This window comes from Motiliproteus sp. MSK22-1 (assembly GCF_001968815.1).
GTDB lineage: Bacteria > Pseudomonadota > Gammaproteobacteria > Pseudomonadales > Balneatricaceae > Motiliproteus.
In genome coordinates this window covers 1-18118 of sequence record NZ_MIEQ01000072.1, presented here as the reverse complement: position 1 = coordinate 18118, position 18118 = coordinate 1, and the positions used below count along the sequence as shown (strand labels likewise).

11 protein-coding genes are annotated in these 18118 nt (G+C 47.3%); 7 read left to right on the top strand and 4 right to left on the bottom strand.

Going from position 1 to position 18118, the window contains the following annotated elements:
• Positions 1-169: 169 nt before the first annotated feature.
• The 5 genes from BGP75_RS19990 (at position 170) to BGP75_RS19970 (ending at position 12050) form a co-directional block, all read left to right on the top strand.
• Complete coding sequence (locus BGP75_RS19990; protein ID WP_076720657.1) at positions 170-1375, top strand: amino acid aminotransferase; 1206 nt, start codon at positions 170-172, stop codon at positions 1373-1375.
• Positions 1376-1647: 272 nt separating this feature from the next.
• The gene (locus BGP75_RS19985; protein WP_076720656.1) at positions 1648-2799 is read left to right on the top strand and encodes a PLP-dependent aspartate aminotransferase family protein; all 1152 of its coding nucleotides are present in this window, start codon (positions 1648-1650) and stop codon (positions 2797-2799) included.
• A 429-nt stretch (positions 2800-3228) separates the two neighbouring features.
• Positions 3229-4530, top strand: a complete 1302-nt coding sequence (locus BGP75_RS19980) for a hypothetical protein (RefSeq protein WP_076720655.1) — start codon at positions 3229-3231, stop codon at positions 4528-4530.
• Positions 4531-4715: 185 nt separating this feature from the next.
• The gene (locus BGP75_RS19975; protein WP_076720654.1) at positions 4716-5447 is read left to right on the top strand and encodes a response regulator; all 732 of its coding nucleotides are present in this window, start codon (positions 4716-4718) and stop codon (positions 5445-5447) included.
• 81 nt (positions 5448-5528) lie between these two features.
• A complete protein-coding gene (locus BGP75_RS19970) occupies positions 5529-12050 on the top strand; it encodes an AAA family ATPase (RefSeq protein ID WP_076720653.1) in 6522 nt (2173 codons plus the stop codon).
• A gap of 64 nt (positions 12051-12114) precedes the next feature.
• On the opposite strand, the gene BGP75_RS19965 is transcribed toward BGP75_RS19970, so the two are convergent.
• Positions 12115-12543, bottom strand: a complete 429-nt coding sequence (locus BGP75_RS19965) for a thioesterase family protein (protein WP_076720652.1) — start codon at positions 12541-12543, stop codon at positions 12115-12117.
• A 201-nt stretch (positions 12544-12744) separates the two neighbouring features.
• Between BGP75_RS19965 and BGP75_RS19960 the strand changes: the two genes are divergently transcribed.
• A complete protein-coding gene (locus BGP75_RS19960; protein ID WP_076720651.1) occupies positions 12745-13173 on the top strand; it encodes a c-type cytochrome in 429 nt (142 codons plus the stop codon).
• Between the two features lie 12 nt (positions 13174-13185).
• Here BGP75_RS19960 and BGP75_RS19955 read toward each other — a convergent pair whose 3' ends face one another.
• Complete coding sequence (locus tag BGP75_RS19955) at positions 13186-14022, bottom strand: ABC transporter substrate-binding protein (protein WP_158070143.1); 837 nt, start codon at positions 14020-14022, stop codon at positions 13186-13188.
• 204 nt (positions 14023-14226) lie between these two features.
• Between BGP75_RS19955 and BGP75_RS19950 the strand changes: the two genes are divergently transcribed.
• A complete protein-coding gene (locus BGP75_RS19950; RefSeq protein ID WP_369832148.1) occupies positions 14227-15303 on the top strand; it encodes a DUF21 domain-containing protein in 1077 nt (358 codons plus the stop codon).
• Between the two features lie 1423 nt (positions 15304-16726).
• Here BGP75_RS19950 and BGP75_RS19940 read toward each other — a convergent pair.
• On the bottom strand, positions 16727-16984 hold the full coding sequence (locus tag BGP75_RS19940) for a hypothetical protein (RefSeq protein WP_076720647.1): 258 nt from the start codon (positions 16982-16984) through the stop codon (positions 16727-16729).
• 2 nt (positions 16985-16986) lie between these two features.
• Positions 16987-18118: RHS repeat-associated core domain-containing protein (locus BGP75_RS19935; RefSeq protein ID WP_143821127.1), on the bottom strand; the 1132-nt coding region annotated here is incomplete at its 5' end.

Sequence of the window (18118 nt, the reverse complement as noted above, 5' to 3'; positions counted from 1 at the left end):
GCCATCTCACCAGAATCCCAACTGTACCTCTTATTACAACTTTCGATAAGAAACGTCGACAGGCGGTTGTAAAAGGCAAATAATAGGCGCTCCGAGTGCTTAATGACGATGAGCAATCGACTGTTAATTGCTGAACTTCCTACTGACAACATAACGAGAGACCCGAAAAATGTTTTCATCGCTCCAACCCACTGCAGGAGATCCCCTGCTGGCCCTGATGACCGCCTACAAAGCCGATTCACGTCCCGAGAAAATTGATCTTGGTGTCGGAGTCTACAAAGACGAAAACGGGCACACCCCCGTATTGGCAACGGTTAAAAAAGCAGAAGCGATTCTGTTGGAAACTCAGGACAGCAAGAGCTATATCGGCACAGCCGGTGCTCCAGCATTGGGAAAGGCAATTGAGCAATTGCTGCTACCTGCATCTTATCCAGGACGTAAAGAACTTTTAGAAAGCGGACGTGTAGCAACGGTTCAGACTCCGGGAGGAACAGGGGCACTGCGAATTGCAGCAGATTTTATTCATCGATCACTGCCTAATGCAAAAATCTGGGTCAGCGCACCGACCTGGGCGAATCACTTTAACGTTTTTCAATCAGCGGGTCTGGAAGTCAAAGAATACCGCTACTATGATCAGCCGACTCAAAGCCTGGACTTTGCTGGCATGATGGCCGCATTAGAAGCGGTTCCCGCGGGAGATGTGGTTTTGTTACACGCCTGCTGTCACAACCCCACCGGACTCGACCTGACTGCCGGGCAGTGGGAACAGGTTGCAACCTTACTCAAAGAACGTGGAATCATGCCGTTCGTTGACGCAGCCTACATAGGGTTTGCAGAAAGCCTGGAAGAAGATACCAAAGGTATTAACATTCTGGCGGATCACTGCCCGGATATGTTAGTGGCCGCCTCCTGTTCAAAGAATTTTGGTCTCTACAACGAACGTATCGGCTCCCTGACATTGATCGCGGCCAATGAAAGAGATGCTCAGGCAGGATTCAGCCAGATCAATTATTGTATCCGCGGTAACTATTCCATGCCGCCAAACCATGGTGCAGCAATTGTCAGTACGATTCTGAACAGCCCGGATCTGCGAGCAGAGTGGGAAGATGAATTGGCAGCCATGCGCTCTCGAATTCTGGAAATGCGCCTTCAGTTTGTTGAGACTCTGAGCAAACTAGGCGTGAAACAAGACTTCGGCTTCATCGCCAAACAGCGTGGAATGTTCTCGTTCTCAAGCCTGAGCCCCGAGATTGTCAAGAAACTTCAGGTTGAAGACGCTATTTATATTGTTGGTTCAGGTCGCATCAACGTTGCCGGCATGACTCCAAGCAACATCGATCGTCTATGCCAGGCAATTGCCCGTTTGCTGGATTAAGTCCTTTTTCAGGATTATCCCCGGTTTCGCTGGATTACATCCAATAAAGAACCGGGCCTAACGCCTCAAATAGGCCAGCCCTCTCTCGATTAACGAGAGAGGGCCATTCAGCAGCACTGCTTAAAATCAAAAAATCGTTCCAATACCCGAACATTGCCGAAAAGTAATATCCAGATCCCTTAAATGGTCCGCCTGATATTTGACATCGAAAAGAGGCTAAAGGACTTACTCACAGGGCCTGACACTCCCATTTAGCCTTCAGAGAGACAATAATGACTAAGCAGGATAGCGTGGAAACACTACTGGCACGAGCTGGACACTATCTGGACAAAACAACCGGTGCGGTGGTACCTCCGATTCAACCGTCCACGACCTTCGCAAGGGATGAACAGGGAGATCTTTACGACGGCAATCGCATCTACGCCCGGGACCACAGTTTAAACACAGAGCTGGCTGAAGCTGTGCTCAGTCAACTTGAATCTGGAGCCTCCTGCAAACTGTTCGCTTCAGGTATGGCCGCAGCAACCGCCCTGGTTCAAACTTTACGCCCAGGCGATCGAATAGTCGCACCACAGGCTATGTACTGGTCACTGCGCGCCTGGCTTATCAGCTTCTGTGACGACTGGGGCATCGATCTGGCTTTTTATAACCCCGGTAATCAAGAAAGTATGCATTCGGTGGTAAAAGCCGCACCGACACAGTTACTCTGGGTCGAGACACCGGCCAATCCCACCTGGGAGATAGTTGATATCAACCGCGCTTCCGCTTTAGCCCACGAGGTTGGTGCTCAGTTGATTGTAGACTCAACCGTATCCACGCCCCTGTTAACCAAGCCCATTGAGCGGGGTGCAGACTTTGTTTTTCACTCTGCAACCAAATACATCAACGGTCATAGTGATGTAGTTGCGGGCGCTCTGATCGCAGCCAGAGAAGATGCTCGCTGGGAACGGCTTTGCAAACTACGTGCGCAGCAGGGCGGAATTCTCAGTCCTTTCGATAGCTGGCTGTTACTCAGAGGTATGCGAACCATGCACCTTCGAGTGGAACGCTCTTGTGACAACGCGATGAAATTTGCACAACATTTTGAAAATTATCCGAGCATCTCAGAGGTTATCTATCCTGGATTGACCTCCCATCCACACCACCAGATCGCCGCTGAACAAATGACAGGCGGATTTGGCGGTATGCTTTCCATCCGATTTGAGGGAGGAAAAGCAAGAGCTGCCAGCATCATGGGACGACTAACAGGCTTTTTACGGGCAACCTCATTGGGTGGAGTCGAAAGCCTTGTCGAGCATCGCGCAGTGGTGGAAGGGGAAGGAACACCTGTACCCGATGACCTGCTTCGTTTTTCCATAGGGGTCGAAAACATCAAGGATCTGATTGAGGATCTTGAACAGGCCATCAACACCAGTCAAAAATAACGGCCAGCCCAGAGCAAGCCAAATAAAGTCTAAGCAGAATCAAGTGCTCAAGGGGGATTTCATCAGCAGATCCCCTTCTCTTACATTTAAAGACAATACCGGGTCGCTATCTCCATTCATTCACAATTCACTACATCCACCTACAACTGACCACAACCTTGCGCAAACCACTGACAACTTCCGACAATCACTTACAACTCTCCACAACTACCTACAACTCTCTACAAAGCTCACAAACACTGTTTTTTTCAGCAAGTTACTCTAGGCAGAACAAACCGTTAACCACTCCATAAATGATCATTAAGCCAACATGTTTTTGTAACGACGGCAGGTATTTTTTAGAACGGATTGTTTATCCAAAGACAATGATCCAAAGGTACTGGGTTAACGGAATCTAAAAAAACAAAAAGACCTAAACGGATAGCTTCTATGAAAAAAACCATCATAAGCCAGACATCGGCTGTAGTGCTGGCAGGCATCATTACGACAGTGCCAGGCACAGCATATGCCTATAACCTGATCAACGAAAACGGTACTGAACTGAATTTTGATCTGGAAGTAATTGCTGGTTACTTCAGCAGTGAGGAAACCTACGGTAATACAGAAACAGAACCCAAATGGACAGAAGGTTATGCCAAGTATGGCTTCTCTGGTCAACGGACGTTGAACCATGACAGCACTCTGTTTGGTGCTGCAAATATTGTGAGTTCATTTTCCGGGGGCGATGGCGATGCTGCGGGGCTGACCACAGGAGACGAAAAAGAAACGGACATTGAAGATCTGTATATCGGTTATCGCAACCAGATGTTTGAAGTTTCGCTGGGTCGACAGAACCTGTCATTTGGTGACGGCTTTATCCTCAATGGTGATTCGTTAAATATGGGTGAAGGACTTGATGGCATCCAACCAGGGTTTAGTGCCAACCGAGGTGGGGCATACTGGTTAGCGGCCCGAAAAGCCTTTGATAAGACCGCAATATTACGCCTAGGTGCTGACTCAGGCTTAGGCTCCGATATATTCTGGTTCGAATCCGATAACCCTGCGCAGGCCAGTGCCGAAATGGCAGGTATCAACGTTGAATATGTAACTGACGAAGGCACCTTTGCCGGTATGTACTTAAAGGGCTTGGGAGTCGATAAAAGCGAAGCAGATTTTTTTGGATATCAAGGCCGTGATGGTCAAGAAACATTCAGCCTACGCTATCAAGGTAATGCCGGTGTTGAAAGCCTGTTTCTTTCCGCTGAAATCGTAACTCAGGAAGATGGAATAAGCGGCGATAATTCAGACGCCTGGTATCTGGAGGCAGGCTGGACATTTGCTGATACTCTTTGGTCACCCAGTGTTAACTATCGATACACCAGCTACGACACCGGTTATGACCCTTTATTCTTCGGCTTCAACCGGGGCTATGGTACCTGGTTTCAGGGTGAAGTTGCCGCAAATTATGCCGGTCCATTCGGTACCGATTCTGATATTCACTATCTTGGCTTGACGACTCACCCCAGTGAAACTCTTACCCTCGGTGCTTCATACTTCGACTTTAAGGATACTAATGCCGGAACAGGGACAAATGATGCCAGCGAGATCAATGTCTGGGCGGAGTGGGTAGCCATGGATCACTTGATTATCAGCCCACTGGTCGGCTTTTATACCCCGGATGCATCAACCAGCAGCCAGGGTAATGACGACACCAATACTTACTTTCAGATACTGGCAATCATACCGTTTTGATCATCGTGCTCGTTCTGGCCAATGAAGTCTTAAGGCTAGGACTTTTGTTATCGCAGTGATATGTTAACGTTGTGCAGAACTTTTGACTCTATAGCAAACATAGTCCCCCTTGCTATGTTCGCTATAGCCATCGGCAAAAGCTGTATCCGAAACGATATAAAAATAAACAATATAAGAAAACATGCATGAAAAATGGAGCTACTCAGGACGCCCATATACTGATTGTCGAAGATGACTTTGCCTCCCGATCTCTGTTGGTCAGTTATTTCGAAAAGGCAGGCTATCAGGTCAGCGAAACCGATCAGGCCGACAACCTGCTTTCCATGGTTGAACAGCAGCAAGTTAATTTAGTGCTGCTGGACATCAATCTGCCCGGAAAAGATGGCCTGACATTAACCCGTGAACTACGCGCCAATTCCAAGGTTGGTATTATTCTGGTTACCAGTAAAGACGACGAAATTGATCGCATTGTCGGTTTGGAAATGGGTGCCGATGACTATGTAACCAAGCCCTTTAACCCCCGGGAATTATTGGTCCGTGCCAAGAATCTGCTATGGCGGATTGAGGACAGTACCCCGCCCCGAAAGACCACGGAAAACCGACTGATATGCCGTTTTGAAGGCTGGGAACTGGATCATAACAAACGGCTCCTGACCGCACCGGATCTGGTCACTGAAAGATTACCCGAGGGTGAATTTAAATTGCTGCAAGCCTTGATCAGCAGTCCGGGCCAGGTTCTCAGCCGGGACCAGTTGATGGACGCGATTCGCGATCGCGAGTGGATACCCAGAGACCGCTCGGTCGACGTACTGGTGGGGCGTATCCGCCGTAAACTCAGAGACAGCCCCTCAGACCCCCACTTTATTTTGACCGCCCATGGTGCTGGTTATCTTTTCGCGGGAGAAATAACCCTTTAATGGAATCATAACCAAGACTCAAAGATCCGTAGGGTGGAATTATCAGTATGACTAAACTGTCTTTATGACCAAACAACTTGCATGACGGAACTATCTGGCTATCAACTTATCAGCCCCGTTCATAGCGGACGGTCTTACCGTATCAGTCGGGGGATACGCATAGAAGATAAACGACCGGTCATTTTCAAAACACTTAGCCCCGAAGCGATTACCGCCGAGAATTTAAGTCGTTTCAGACATGAGTATGATGTTCTCTCAACACTTCAACTAGACGGAATTCCCCGCCCCTTGGCACAGGAGCAGGATGGGGCAGGCCTGACCACCGTATTCATTGATCAGGGCGGCACTCCATTAACGGTATTGTTGCAACAGCAGGCCTACAGCTGGCAGCAGTGGCTGCCAGTTGCTATCAAAATCAGTGAAGCACTGGGGCAACTGCATGAAGCAGGCCTTATCCACAAACAACTCAATCCATACAACATTCTGATCAATACGGAAACAGATTCGGTTGAAATCATAGATTTTTGCTTCTCAACGCGACTGAGTAGAGAACAGGCAGACTGGAATAGCCCCCTGCTACGCCCAAAGAGCTTGCCTTATATTGCGCCAGAACAGACGGGGCGAATCAATCGCACTATTGATTATCGAACCGATTTCTACAGTTTTGGGGCAACACTCTACGAAATGTTTACTGGCCAGCCTCCGTTTCGTGGTAACGATGACTCAGAACTTGTGCACAGCCATATCGCTAAAACTCCGACACCCCCCCATCAGATACATCCAGCCCTGCCAGAGGCGTTATCACAGATTATCCTGAAACTACTCGCCAAGGACCCGGCTCAGCGCTATCTCTCCAGTTTTGGCCTGACTCAAGATCTACAGTACTGCCTGACCTGCTGGCAGGAAACCGCTGCAGTACCCGCATTTCCCATCGCAGCGGCGGATGTTTCTGAGCGTTTTGACATTCCCCAGAAGCTCTACGGTCGAACGGAAACCATCGAGCAGATGAAGCGGATACTGGAGCGCAGAATTTCAGGTTCTCAGCAATCCCGATGGCCTCAAGAGATGGTCTTGATCAGTGGTTATGCCGGGGTTGGAAAATCAAGTCTGGTACATGAGATCAGGCAAACCATCAATTTGAATGATGGCCGGTTTATCAGTGGTAAGTTTGATCAGTTCAGGCGTCATCATCCCTACTCTGCGCTCTTCCAGTCAATGCACAGTTTAGTCTGCCAGTTGCTGACCGAATCCGATGAACAGATTGCCCATTGGCGCAATCAACTGGTCAGCGCTCTGGGAGCACAGGCGCAGGTGCTGCTACAGATGATTCCAGAGCTGGAACTGATCATCGGCAAACAGTCTCCCGCTCCGATCCTTCCGACTACCGAGGACCGCAGCCGCTTTTCCCGCCTTTTCCAGATATTGCTGCGCACATTTGCCACAGCAGAACAGCCCCTGGTGCTGTTTCTTGATGATCTGCACTGGGCCGACCAGGCATCCATCAGGCTGATAGAATCTCTTACCCAGAATGCAGACCTGCCCGCTTTATTGTTAATCGCCAGCTACCGAGATCATGAGGTACCTCCAGGCCACCCTCTCAGACTGGCAATCGCCAAGTTACGGAGTTCACCGGTTCAGCTGACAGAAATAGTTCTTGAACCACTGCCCGCCAGACACAATGCTCAGTTAGTCGCTGACACGCTGGGTTGCCGACCCGAACACTGTGCCGGGCTGGCACAGATTTGCCTTGAAAAGACCCAGGGAAACCCTTTCTTTCTCAAACAGTTTCTTATTTCCCTTCACGAGAACGGATTGATTTATTTTCGAGATCAACGATGGAACTGGGATGAGGCAGCAATTATTGATCAGGACATGACCGATAACGTTGTTGATCTGTTACTCCACAAAATTCAGCGACTGTCATCTCAGGCCCAAAAGGCCATTCGTTTTGCCGCCTGTATTGGTAGCCCATTTGACTTACGCACACTGTCAATAGTTCTCGACCAAAGCCCACAGGAGGCAGCGACAGATCTTTGGCCGGCATTATCAGAAGGATTGATACTGCGTTCAGATGATCACTACCACCTCAGCTATAACGCCGACGGTGGCCACCCGGTTTACCGCTTTGTTCATGACCGGGTACAACAAGCGGCATACTCTCTGGTTCCTCCTGATCAGCGGGAAGCATTACATCTGCAAATTGGCTTGTTGATGCAGAGAAATCTAAATAATGAGGAGAGAGAAAACCGCACCTTTGAAATTGCCAATCATCTCAATGTTGCCCAATCGCTGATGACCAGCGAAGCACAAAAACTGCTATTGGCACAGCTTAATCTGGAGGCGGGCACTCGCGCCCGTGATGCGGCAGCTGTTGATGCAGCATTTGAATACCTGCAGACAGGGCTGCAACAATTACCGGAAGACAGCTGGAATACAGCCTATCAACTGACCCTATCGCTCCATAATGCAGCTGTCGAAGCCGCTTATATTAAAGCCGACTATCAAGCAATGGAGCCACTGATCGAGCAGGTTCTGAACCAGGCGCTACACTTACTCGACCAGATCCGTGTGTATGAAATTCGTATCCAGTCTCAGGTCGCCAGAAATCAATTCGAGGATGCAGTTAGTACCGCTCTCAGAGTATTGAAATTGCTGGGGGTTTCATTGCCAGAAAAACCAACCCGGGTTCAAACCTGGGCAGGACTGCTACGCACACAATGGCTGTTAAAGCGCTTCTCCGCTGAGAACATACTCGCAATTAAACCAATGGACGACCTCACCCGACTGTCAGCCATATCCATACTGGTCAGTATGTTCGGGGCAATAAAGTTCTCCAGCTCTTCCCTGCGCCCTCTGGTGATGGCAAAAGAGGTCGAGCTATGTTTAAGGCATGGACTGACCCCCGTTTCCTCCCAGGCTTTTGCTGGCTATGGAGGTATTTTATGCGGTCAACTCAATGCCATCAGCCAGGGCTATCGACTGGGTCGTATCGCCATGCAGCTAGACCAGCAGATATCCTCCCGATTGACTCATCATCGAACCTTATCACTGTTTAATACCTATATCAGACACTGGAAGGAACCACTGCAACACTGCACAGATTCCCTGTTGCAGGGCTATCATCTGGCAACGGACTGCGGCGATGTAGAATGGGGAGCCTACTGCCTTGCTGCCCATATCCAGTTTGCCTTCCTGCAAGGCCAGCACCTGCCTGCACTGCAGGAAAAGTTTGATGAACATGTTCACTGGCTGCGCCAATCCGGACAGAAACAATCCATACAATATTCGCTATTTGCCTTGCAGGTCATTGATAATCTTCGTAATACACGTCCTCACCCGACCTGGCTTGATGGACAGTATTATCAGGAAGACTTCATGCTGGCAGAGCATCAGGCAGAAAATCATAAGACGGCTATTTGTCTGCATCACTTTTATAAAGCACTGCTAAGCTACCTGTTTGATGATTTTCAAACCGCTGCCAGGCATTGTGAACAGGGAGTTGAGTTCCTTCCTTATATCAGTGGTACCTATACCTACAGTTTTTTCTTGTTTTTAAACGCACTGTCTTTGCTGGAACTTGCGACTTCTGCCCCAGCGGCAGAAAAGGCGCGAAACCTTAAAAAAGTTTCCAGAATATTGCAGCGCACCCAACGCTGGGCAACTCACAGCCCTTCTAATCACAATCATAATGAAACCCTGATTCGGGCCGAAGTATGCCGCATCCGCCAGCAATACAACCAGGCAATGGAATTGTATGACCAGTCTATTAAATTGGCTAAGGTCAACAACTTTCCCTTAGTCGAGGCAATCGCCAATGAACGGGCAGGACGATTCTATCTGGATTGGGGGCGTAAAACGGTTGCCAGCAGCTATCTAACGGAAGCCAAATCATGCTATCGCAACTACGGAGCTGAAGCCAAGCTGGCTCAGATGGACAATAGCTATTCAGGCATCTTCATAGCCCCGACAGCTCCTGCTCCACAGGCGTCTCCCAACTTGACGGATCAGCGCCCCTTATACAGCAATCAGGCGATTGATATAGCCTCCGTAATCAAAGCCTCTCAAGCCATCTCCGATGAGATTGTACTGGAACGCTTGTTAGGCCGTCTGATGAAACTGGTAATCGAAAATGCTGGAGCACAACGGGCAGTTCTGGTTCTGAAAAAACAAGAGCACTTTTTTGTCGAAGTTGAGGCCAGAATTGATAAAGACGCTCAGTTTTTCAGCGGAAAAGAACTCGACAACAGTGAAGACCTTCCTGTTAGCATCATCCACTACGTAGCCCGAACCCAGCAGAATGTGGTTCTCGGAGATTCTCAAAGCCCTGAAAGTGCTAAAAGCAAGCACAGCACCGAAACACAGAATCTCAATAAGCAGCCCAGTCATCATGAAATACAAAATCACGAAATGTTTATGCAGGACAGCTATCTGCAGCAAAAGCACCCTCTTTCACTGTTATGCAGCCCAATCCTCTATCACGGAGCGTTAAGCGCCGTACTCTATCTGGAGAATAACGAAAGCCGCGACGTATTTGATCAACATCGCCTGCAAACCCTTCAGTTCCTGCTATCCCAGGCAGCTATTTCTATTGAAAATGCCAAACTTTATTCAAGCCTTGAGCAATCTGAACAGGAATTCCGCTCGCTATTTGAAAATGCGGTAGAAGGCATTTTCCGCTCCAGCCCAGAGGGACGCTTTATTTCCGCGAACCCTGCGCTAGCAACAATGCTGGGTTATCGGTCACCCGGAGAGTTTCTCGATGCCATTGAAGACATCGGCAACCAGTGCTTTACAGACCAGAATGATCTGAAGCAATTCAGATCCATACTAAGCGCTCAGAATCAGGTGCTTAATTTCGAAACTCGCTGGTTACGACGCAAAGGTCCACCCATCTACGTTTCCGTTTCAGCTCGCCGTATTCTCAACGACCAGGGCGAACTGATCTACTATGAAGGGTCATTGACTGATGTAACCGAGCGCCGGGCAAAAGAACAGGCCGAGCGCGCTCAAAAGTCTGCTCAATTAGCCCGTGAAAAAGCAGAGGCGGCCAGTCAGGCAAAATCTCAGTTTCTGGCAACAATGAGCCATGAAATCCGAACCCCCATGAACGGTGTACTTGGCATGGCTCAGCTACTGAAGCAGGGCCAATTAACAACCGAGCAAAAACAACAGGTCGAGACAATTTATCAGTCCGGACAGTCACTGCTGTCGATTCTCAATGATGTACTTGATTTCACCAAGGTAGAAGCCGGGCAGTTGGAACTGGAGCAGTTACCCTTTTCACTGCTTTCCCTGATAAATCAAATCCAGGCGATTCTTAAACCACTGGTTGTCGAAAAAAACCTGAAACTCAACGTTGAGACAGATCCGACACTGGATATCAGCCTGCTAGGTGATCGTCGCAGCCTCAGCCAGATTCTGATGAATCTCTGTACAAATGCCGTGAAATTTACTGAACAGGGAGAAATTACTTTAAGAGTCAGCCAGCGGGAAACCACAGGTCATAAGGTTAGCCTTCGTTTTGAAGTGCAGGATATGGGGATCGGGATTCCCGAGTCGGCAAAGGGACGTATTTTTCAGCATTTTTCCCAGGCCGACTCCTCTATTACCCGTCGATATGGAGGTACCGGGTTGGGGCTCTCGATTTGTAAAAAGCTGGTGGACCTGCATCAAGGGTCCATTGGATTTGACAGCGAGATCGGTCAGGGAAGCCTGTTCTGGTTCCAGATCAACTACCCACTTACCAGTCCAGAGAGTACCCACCACACCAGCACGCTGGAATCACCGGCACCCTCAATAGACACTTCTTTCAGCCCCTTAACATCCAAGCCCGCTGACCACAGTCAGAGCGCTCCCTTGCAGATCTTATTGGTAGAAGATACTGAAATAAACCAACGGGTTGCACAAGGGCTACTGGAATGTGACGGGCATCAGGTAACGATTGCCGGTGATGGTTACAGTGCCCTGTTGATGCATAAGGATCACAATTACGACCTGATACTGATGGACATCCATTTGCCCGACATGGATGGAATGGAAACCACCAAGAGAATACGCCAGCACACGGATCTGAAAAAAGCTCAGGTTCCGGTTATCGCTTTAACCGCCAGTATGACTGCGGCTGAAATCAATCAGTATCAGGCTGCGGGAATAAATACCGTAATAGGAAAACCTCTGCTGTTATCAGAGCTGCGCAGAACACTGGATGGCTTTGAGTCATCTAGTAACCTTATCCCGACAACTGACACTTTCAGTTCCGAGAATAATGATTCGACCCTACCATTGCTCGATAAAACACTATTGCAGCAGCATCAACAGACGCTCGGTGATGAAAAATTTCAAGAGCTGATTGGCTACCTTAATCAACAATGCGAAGAATTGCTTGAGGGATTAGCGACAGCACTCGAAATACGAGATCCAGCAACCTTAGCCAACACTGCTCACAAACTATCAGGCGCCTGTGCTAATTTCGGCCTGACAGCCGTGTGTGACGCCAGTAAGAATATTGAAAAATTCAGTCATCAGGAAGACCCACAACAACTGGCAGATCGCATTGAAAAAGCACAGGCTCTATATAATCGTAGCTGGCAGCTGCTGCGCTAAAGATCCTACGATACACGCAGTCTCTGGTTAGCAACTACAAACTAACCGATATAAATAAACAGAATTAGATTCCGTCAATCTCTCTGATCATCTCTCGCATCCTTTCGGGTATCGGTGCCTTACAGTTTCGCTGATAATCAACACAGACAATAATACCGTGGCCCTCAGCTGCAATTTTCTGATGTTGTTCGCTGTACACCACATGCTCCATAACAAATCGATCTTCCTTAACCTCAGTGACCCTGACCGCTGCGATAACCGTATCCGGGTAAGTCAGTGGTATTCGATATGTACAGTCCGTGGACTTCAGTATCGGTCCAATACCTGTTTCTTTCATGACATCAGAGTAGTTACAACGATCCATATAGAGCATACGAATGCTTTCAAAATAACCTAAATACACCAGATTATTGACGTGCTGAAAAGAGTCCATGTCACCCCAGACCACAGGAATACTCATACGAGTATGGTAGTCATTTAGCAGTTCACTCATCGTTTACCCTCCTACAAAGTCTCGACAGACTAACTTTATCTTTACGTAAACGTCAATATTATTGAAAACAACTTTTGGACTAATAAGGGCAGATACAGGGTGTTAATATGCCAAGTTATTAGTATTCTTATCGGTCAACGAATGCAGCAACCGAATTAAAGAAACTGTTGCCATTTCCAGCTATTTTTAAGGAAATCACAGGTGAAAAAACACATCGCCCCAGCGTTAGCCCTAGCTTTTGTTACAATCACAACGATACCTGCTGCAGTGGCAGAAACCGGTGAGCAGATCTTCGGCATGCTCTGTTCCGCCTGTCACAAAGTACCTGATAATGATGCAGCCAACAGCCTGTCAGAACATGCGGGGATGGAGGAGTCGATGCTCCCGATCGAAACAGGCCAAACGACTTACAATGCCCCACCTATCGTTGAAGTTAAAAAACGCTACCTCCGTGAATACCCGCAACGTGAGCAATTTGTAGCCCATATTAAAGCCTGGGTACTAAGCCCGGCAGCCGATAAAGCACTGTTGCCTGAAATACTTCGCCACTCCGCATTGATGCCGGAACTGGGGTTAGCTGAAGATCAAGCGGAGAAAGTTGCAGAGTTTATTTACCAGGCTGATTTTTAGAACAGCTCAGACTCAGTAACGCCCACAGCCGGAAGGCAGATCCGAACCGATACCCAACATTAACTGCAGGTCTTGATCTAAGTAACGGGACAGGATTTGTTGATAAGTACCATCATTCAGCATAGAGTTAAAAACCTCGCGCCAAGGTTGCAGTATTTCCTCAGAAGTATCGTTGGAAGCAACAATATAAACACAGTGACGACTCTGCTCTTCCCCAATGACAAACTCTTTTGGGTCTAACTCAGGATGAGATTTAAAAGCACCATTCAACAAAATTGATGAAGTAAACCATCCTTCGATTCGCCCGATACGAAGCATATTAATATTGGCTGTATCTCTGGTCTGTTCAAGATAATTAGTCACTCCACCTGCTTTTAGCCGGGCCAAGGGAGCCGATCCCGCCAGCACTCCAATAAGCCCTCCCTCACGGGCAAGCCCATGGGTAAGCTTACGGCTACCGGCACGAGTCACATAAAAGAAACTGTCATCCAGATAATGAATCGCCCACTTAAGCAACCCTTCCCTGCTTTCAACCCTCGCCACCGGTGTCATCAGCAGGTTCTTTCGGGTAATGGCATTCTGAAAGGCCCGTTTAAATGGCATTAAGGTTATTTCACCTGAATGACCGATCCGCTGAGCAGCCTCCTGCAACAACTCTACTCCCAGGCCCGTGATCTGATCATTTTCCTGGAACGCATAGGGAGACAGTTCAGCCCCAAGCAAAGTCACCTTATCTTCCGCGAAGACCGATGTAGACACAATCAACAGCCAGGCAATAAGCTGTTTACAGAAAAAGCTATGGGGAGCCAATAGACGGCAAAAGCATTCTACCGAAAGACGATAGGACATATTTTTCTCGACCATACAAAAGAGCATAGCTGCGAACGCACTGAGAAGTATGATCTTGCCTTAGATTGAATGATGAGTGTTAGCGTTTTTTATGCCAGCAACAAAAACACTACTTTAAGCACTTCTCAGGTGAGAATGCCTTCCGTAAACGAAACCCTGTGTTACTCTCAATAAGAGATTGGCATACCCACTCTTCACCTCCACATGAGATTAATTAATATGGTCGACTTATTGCTTTGGATAGGCATCGTTTTATGTGTGAGCCAATCAGCCTGCTTTTCCGGCCTTAATCTGGCGTTTTTCAGTCTTAGTCGTTTACAGCTTGAGATCGAATCCAGTCAAGGCGACAAGACGGCAAAGCAGATTCTATCAATGCGCGAGGATTCCAACTTTCTGCTCACGACCATACTCTGGGGTAATGTGGGCGTTAACGTCTTGTTGACGCTGCTTACAGATTCAGTCCTGGCGGGAATCGGCGCATTTTTTTTCTCAACGGTGGTAATCACACTCTTTGGTGAAATTGGTCCCCAGGCCTACTTTTCACGCCATGCTAAAAACATGGCTTCTCGCCTGGCACCGTTGATGCGTTTTTACCAACGACTGCTGTACCCGGTAGCGAAACCCTGTGCAGTAATATTAGATCTTTGGCTGGGGAAGGAAGGTGTACACTTTTTGCGAGAGCGCGAGCTGCGGGCGATGATTCACAGACACATTGAATCAGAGGATGCTGAAGTTGAAGCTGTCGAAGGAATAGGCGCACTGAATTTTCTCGCCATTGATGACCTTCCGGTCAGCAGTGAAGGCGAGCTTATCTCTCCTCACAGCATCATCGAACTGCCGATACAAAAGGGACGGGCAAAGTTTCCAGAAATTGAGCGAACCCCCTCGGACCCCTTTCTACAGCGGATTCATCAATCAGGGCGCTCCTGGGTAATACTCGTCGATAACAATGATCTACCCAACCTGATCGTGGATGCGGATGGGTTACTACGGGCAGCTTTATTTAACTTGGAGCAACCATTCGACCCCTACCGCTATTGCCATCCACCTCTCTTGATTACAGATGATCGAAAGCCATTAGGAGAAGCAATTCTTCAGCTCAAACTCGCCCACAGTGAAGACGTCAGCCACGACAAAGCCCTGGGACGGGATGTCATATTGGTCTGGACCGATAGCCAACGGAAAATCATAACGGGGTCAGATCTGCTGGGAAGACTACTCAAAGGGATAAACCGCTATTCTGATAAGGATGCACCTGATTCAGCCCCAAAAACCTGTTGATGATCAAATGACATAATGCCGCTCTTACACTTGGGAAAACAGAGTCGGAGAGCAAATATTGCTAATCTACTACTCAAGGAAATAAATCCCTCTCTGACCCTGGTTTTTATGACTGTTTAGCTTTCAAGTACCTCTGTAATGGAAAAAACGGAATGGCATGAAAAGACAAAAAAATAACTCCAACTAACATCAATATATCTTGAAAGAGATTTGCCTCCACAAAAGCACCCGTTCGCACAAGTATCGAGCTTAAAATCAGCCAACATACGCTAACCACACAAATGTAAAACAGGGTAAAGTTCTTGTATTCTTTGCTCCAACCAATTTTGGCTGAGCATCCTTGGCAGATATAGATATCATTATCTGAAGCAAAGAAAACCGACTTTCCGGTTATTTTTTTAGAACAATCAGGACAATTAAGACTCAAGAGAAATCTCCCTTTTCATATGCTTTGGTTTAATATATTAGTATTTCATACATACAAGCTTTTCCGGTCTTACTATTTAGCCGCCATCCTAGGAACGTTGATAAGGTCTTACTGCATTAGCCTGAAAACGTCTTGCCGCTAAATGGATAAGCTCATCAGTTCCGTAGAAGCCCGATAATAGATAGCTGTCATAACCAAAAATATCACTTCTACTGGAATAGCTGTAATCTATATTGCTACTTACAACGGTCAGTATCGACGTGTCTTGTAGCGCTATTGCGACATCGATTTCACTTCCACTATATGTTATTACCGAATTGTCATATGCACCCGCATAGCGTATTTTGCCAGCATTAATATTGATATTGGCGAATCACGTGAAGCTATCTCAAACTCAACAAAACCACCATCAAGGTTAGCTAATGCATTATCATTTATATGTATAATTGCATCGATATCACCGCCCAGAAAATTAAATTCACTTTCTTCATTGAGTATAAATCCAGAATAATCTTGTGAACCACTAAGCCAATCAACCTTAGAATTACTTTCTATTTTAGGATAATCCCAATACGACGAATTACTGAAGGGGCGAATATTATTATCCCAATCAACCTCTACATCAATATCATAAGGGATACCACAGGGTCTGACCCTATTGGTCCATTTAACAATCCTCTCTACGGAACTGGACTAGCGATAATTTGCCCAGTGTTTCTCAAACTATCGAATAAAGGGAAAACAACAGGCTGAACGATCATCTCTACACCAGGAGATTGAGTTGAACTTCCTATCGGGGGAATATCCTGAACAACTGAACCGGATCTAACTGCATTAAACGCTGATGTTGTAAAAGTAAATTGAATAACTCCACCACCTCTACGCGCACCGAAGATTGATGTAACAAACAGCGGTGACAAGGGCGTTGAAAGTTCCTTGTCACCGGCATGTTTTATTCTGGAGAGCATTCTGACGAGGGCCTGACCCTATTGAGCTTTATTCATACATAGTTGCAGCAGACAATATGTCTGAAAAATTACTCCATGTAGGGTTCTTATCATCGAAGGTTTCCCCCACATTTGTGTAATAACCATCCATATCTTCAACCCATGCAGACATAGCTTCCAAAAATGCTTCCAGAGTTACGTTTTCCCAGCTATCCTTGTTTAGTTGATAGTCTCTTAACATTTTCCCAATGAAGTCTGCCAAGTCTTGTGATGATGCGACATCTTTAGAGTGTTCTCTGAAACTCATGACTAACTACCTCCTCCACGAACTCTTATCGTTACGCCATCATTCTTTGTTGTGAATTTGTATGACTCTTTTGCAATTTCATCGGTTGTTGCTCCCCTTGTTTTAATCTTTACCCCTGCTCTCTGAGCAGCATACAATCGTCGATTATCCAAGCTATACAACTTTCCATCTTTTTTGAATATTCTAATAACAGGCAGAGAGTCTGGTGATACTCTGCCAGACCGAAGACCAGCAACTAGGTCATCTACGCTACCTCCATCTCTAAAGTTTTTTCCAATAGAGTTCTGGGTAAACCTAATAGAACTGGAGCTTCGAAACTTAATAGCTCCACTAATTTTCCCTGCTGACTCTAGTAAATTACAAAACTTACTGCATAGCTTTTCAAATTTATCTTTGTTCTTTACTAAAATCTTTAATATTGCTCCCCCGGTAAGAGTCGCTAACACACTGAGTCCGGCACTTACGGCATCAATCTCCCCATCACTTGTTGCAAATGAATAGAAATCAAATCCAGTACTAGCAACATTGGCTGTCGCTAATATTCTCTGAATATTACTCGCAGCACCTATACTCCCAAGCGAGAAGTTCCCCGTCGGATCGGTGTAACTCACCGGATCAGCATTAGCATAAAGATACTTATGCAATGTAATCGGATCTTGGCTATTCCCCATCCAGCTATCCTGTTGGGTAAACCGCCCGCTGTTCTGATCGTAGTACCTGGCCCTCAGATAATACTGGTTCAGGCTGGAGTCCAACTGCTCGCCGGTAAACAGATAACTATTCTCCGTCGTCCCTGTCTGGTTCAGTGTTTCCCCAAAGGCTTCATAGTCGTAGCCATCGGTTTGTGTGCCACTGGTATCGGTCAGTACCCGGGTGGAGCCTAGTCCATCGTAGTGATAGAAGCTGAAGGCGCCATTGCGGTCCTGGCTGAGCAGGTCATCGCCGTAGCGGTAGGCGGTGCTGTTGCTGCCGTCGGTTTCCCACAGGACTTGAGCGTAGTCGCGGTTGCTGTCGACGCTGAAGTTGGTGATAGTGCCTGCTTCGCTTTTAGCGATGCGGATACCATCGGGGTTGTAGTGGTAGTCGGTAAGGGTGCCGTCTTTATCGATCTGGATCAGCTTGTTTTTGCTGTTG

Bases quoted from the DNA above. Each gene is read 5' to 3' on its own strand.
- BGP75_RS19975 (WP_076720654.1), top strand. From the start codon at position 4,716: ATGAAAAATGGAGCTACTCAGGACGCCCATATACTGATTGTCGAAGAT.
- BGP75_RS19940 (WP_076720647.1), bottom strand. From the start codon at position 16,984: ATGAGTTTCAGAGAACACTCTAAAGATGTCGCATCATCACAAGACTTG.
- BGP75_RS19965 (WP_076720652.1), bottom strand. From the start codon at position 12,543: ATGAGTGAACTGCTAAATGACTACCATACTCGTATGAGTATTCCTGTG.
- BGP75_RS19970 (WP_076720653.1), top strand. From the start codon at position 5,529: ATGACGGAACTATCTGGCTATCAACTTATCAGCCCCGTTCATAGCGGA.
- BGP75_RS19950 (WP_369832148.1), top strand. From the start codon at position 14,227: ATGAGATTAATTAATATGGTCGACTTATTGCTTTGGATAGGCATCGTT.
- BGP75_RS19980 (WP_076720655.1), top strand. From the start codon at position 3,229: ATGAAAAAAACCATCATAAGCCAGACATCGGCTGTAGTGCTGGCAGGC.
- BGP75_RS19990 (WP_076720657.1), top strand. From the start codon at position 170: ATGTTTTCATCGCTCCAACCCACTGCAGGAGATCCCCTGCTGGCCCTG.
- BGP75_RS19955 (WP_158070143.1), bottom strand. From the start codon at position 14,022: ATGTCCTATCGTCTTTCGGTAGAATGCTTTTGCCGTCTATTGGCTCCC.
- BGP75_RS19985 (WP_076720656.1), top strand. From the start codon at position 1,648: ATGACTAAGCAGGATAGCGTGGAAACACTACTGGCACGAGCTGGACAC.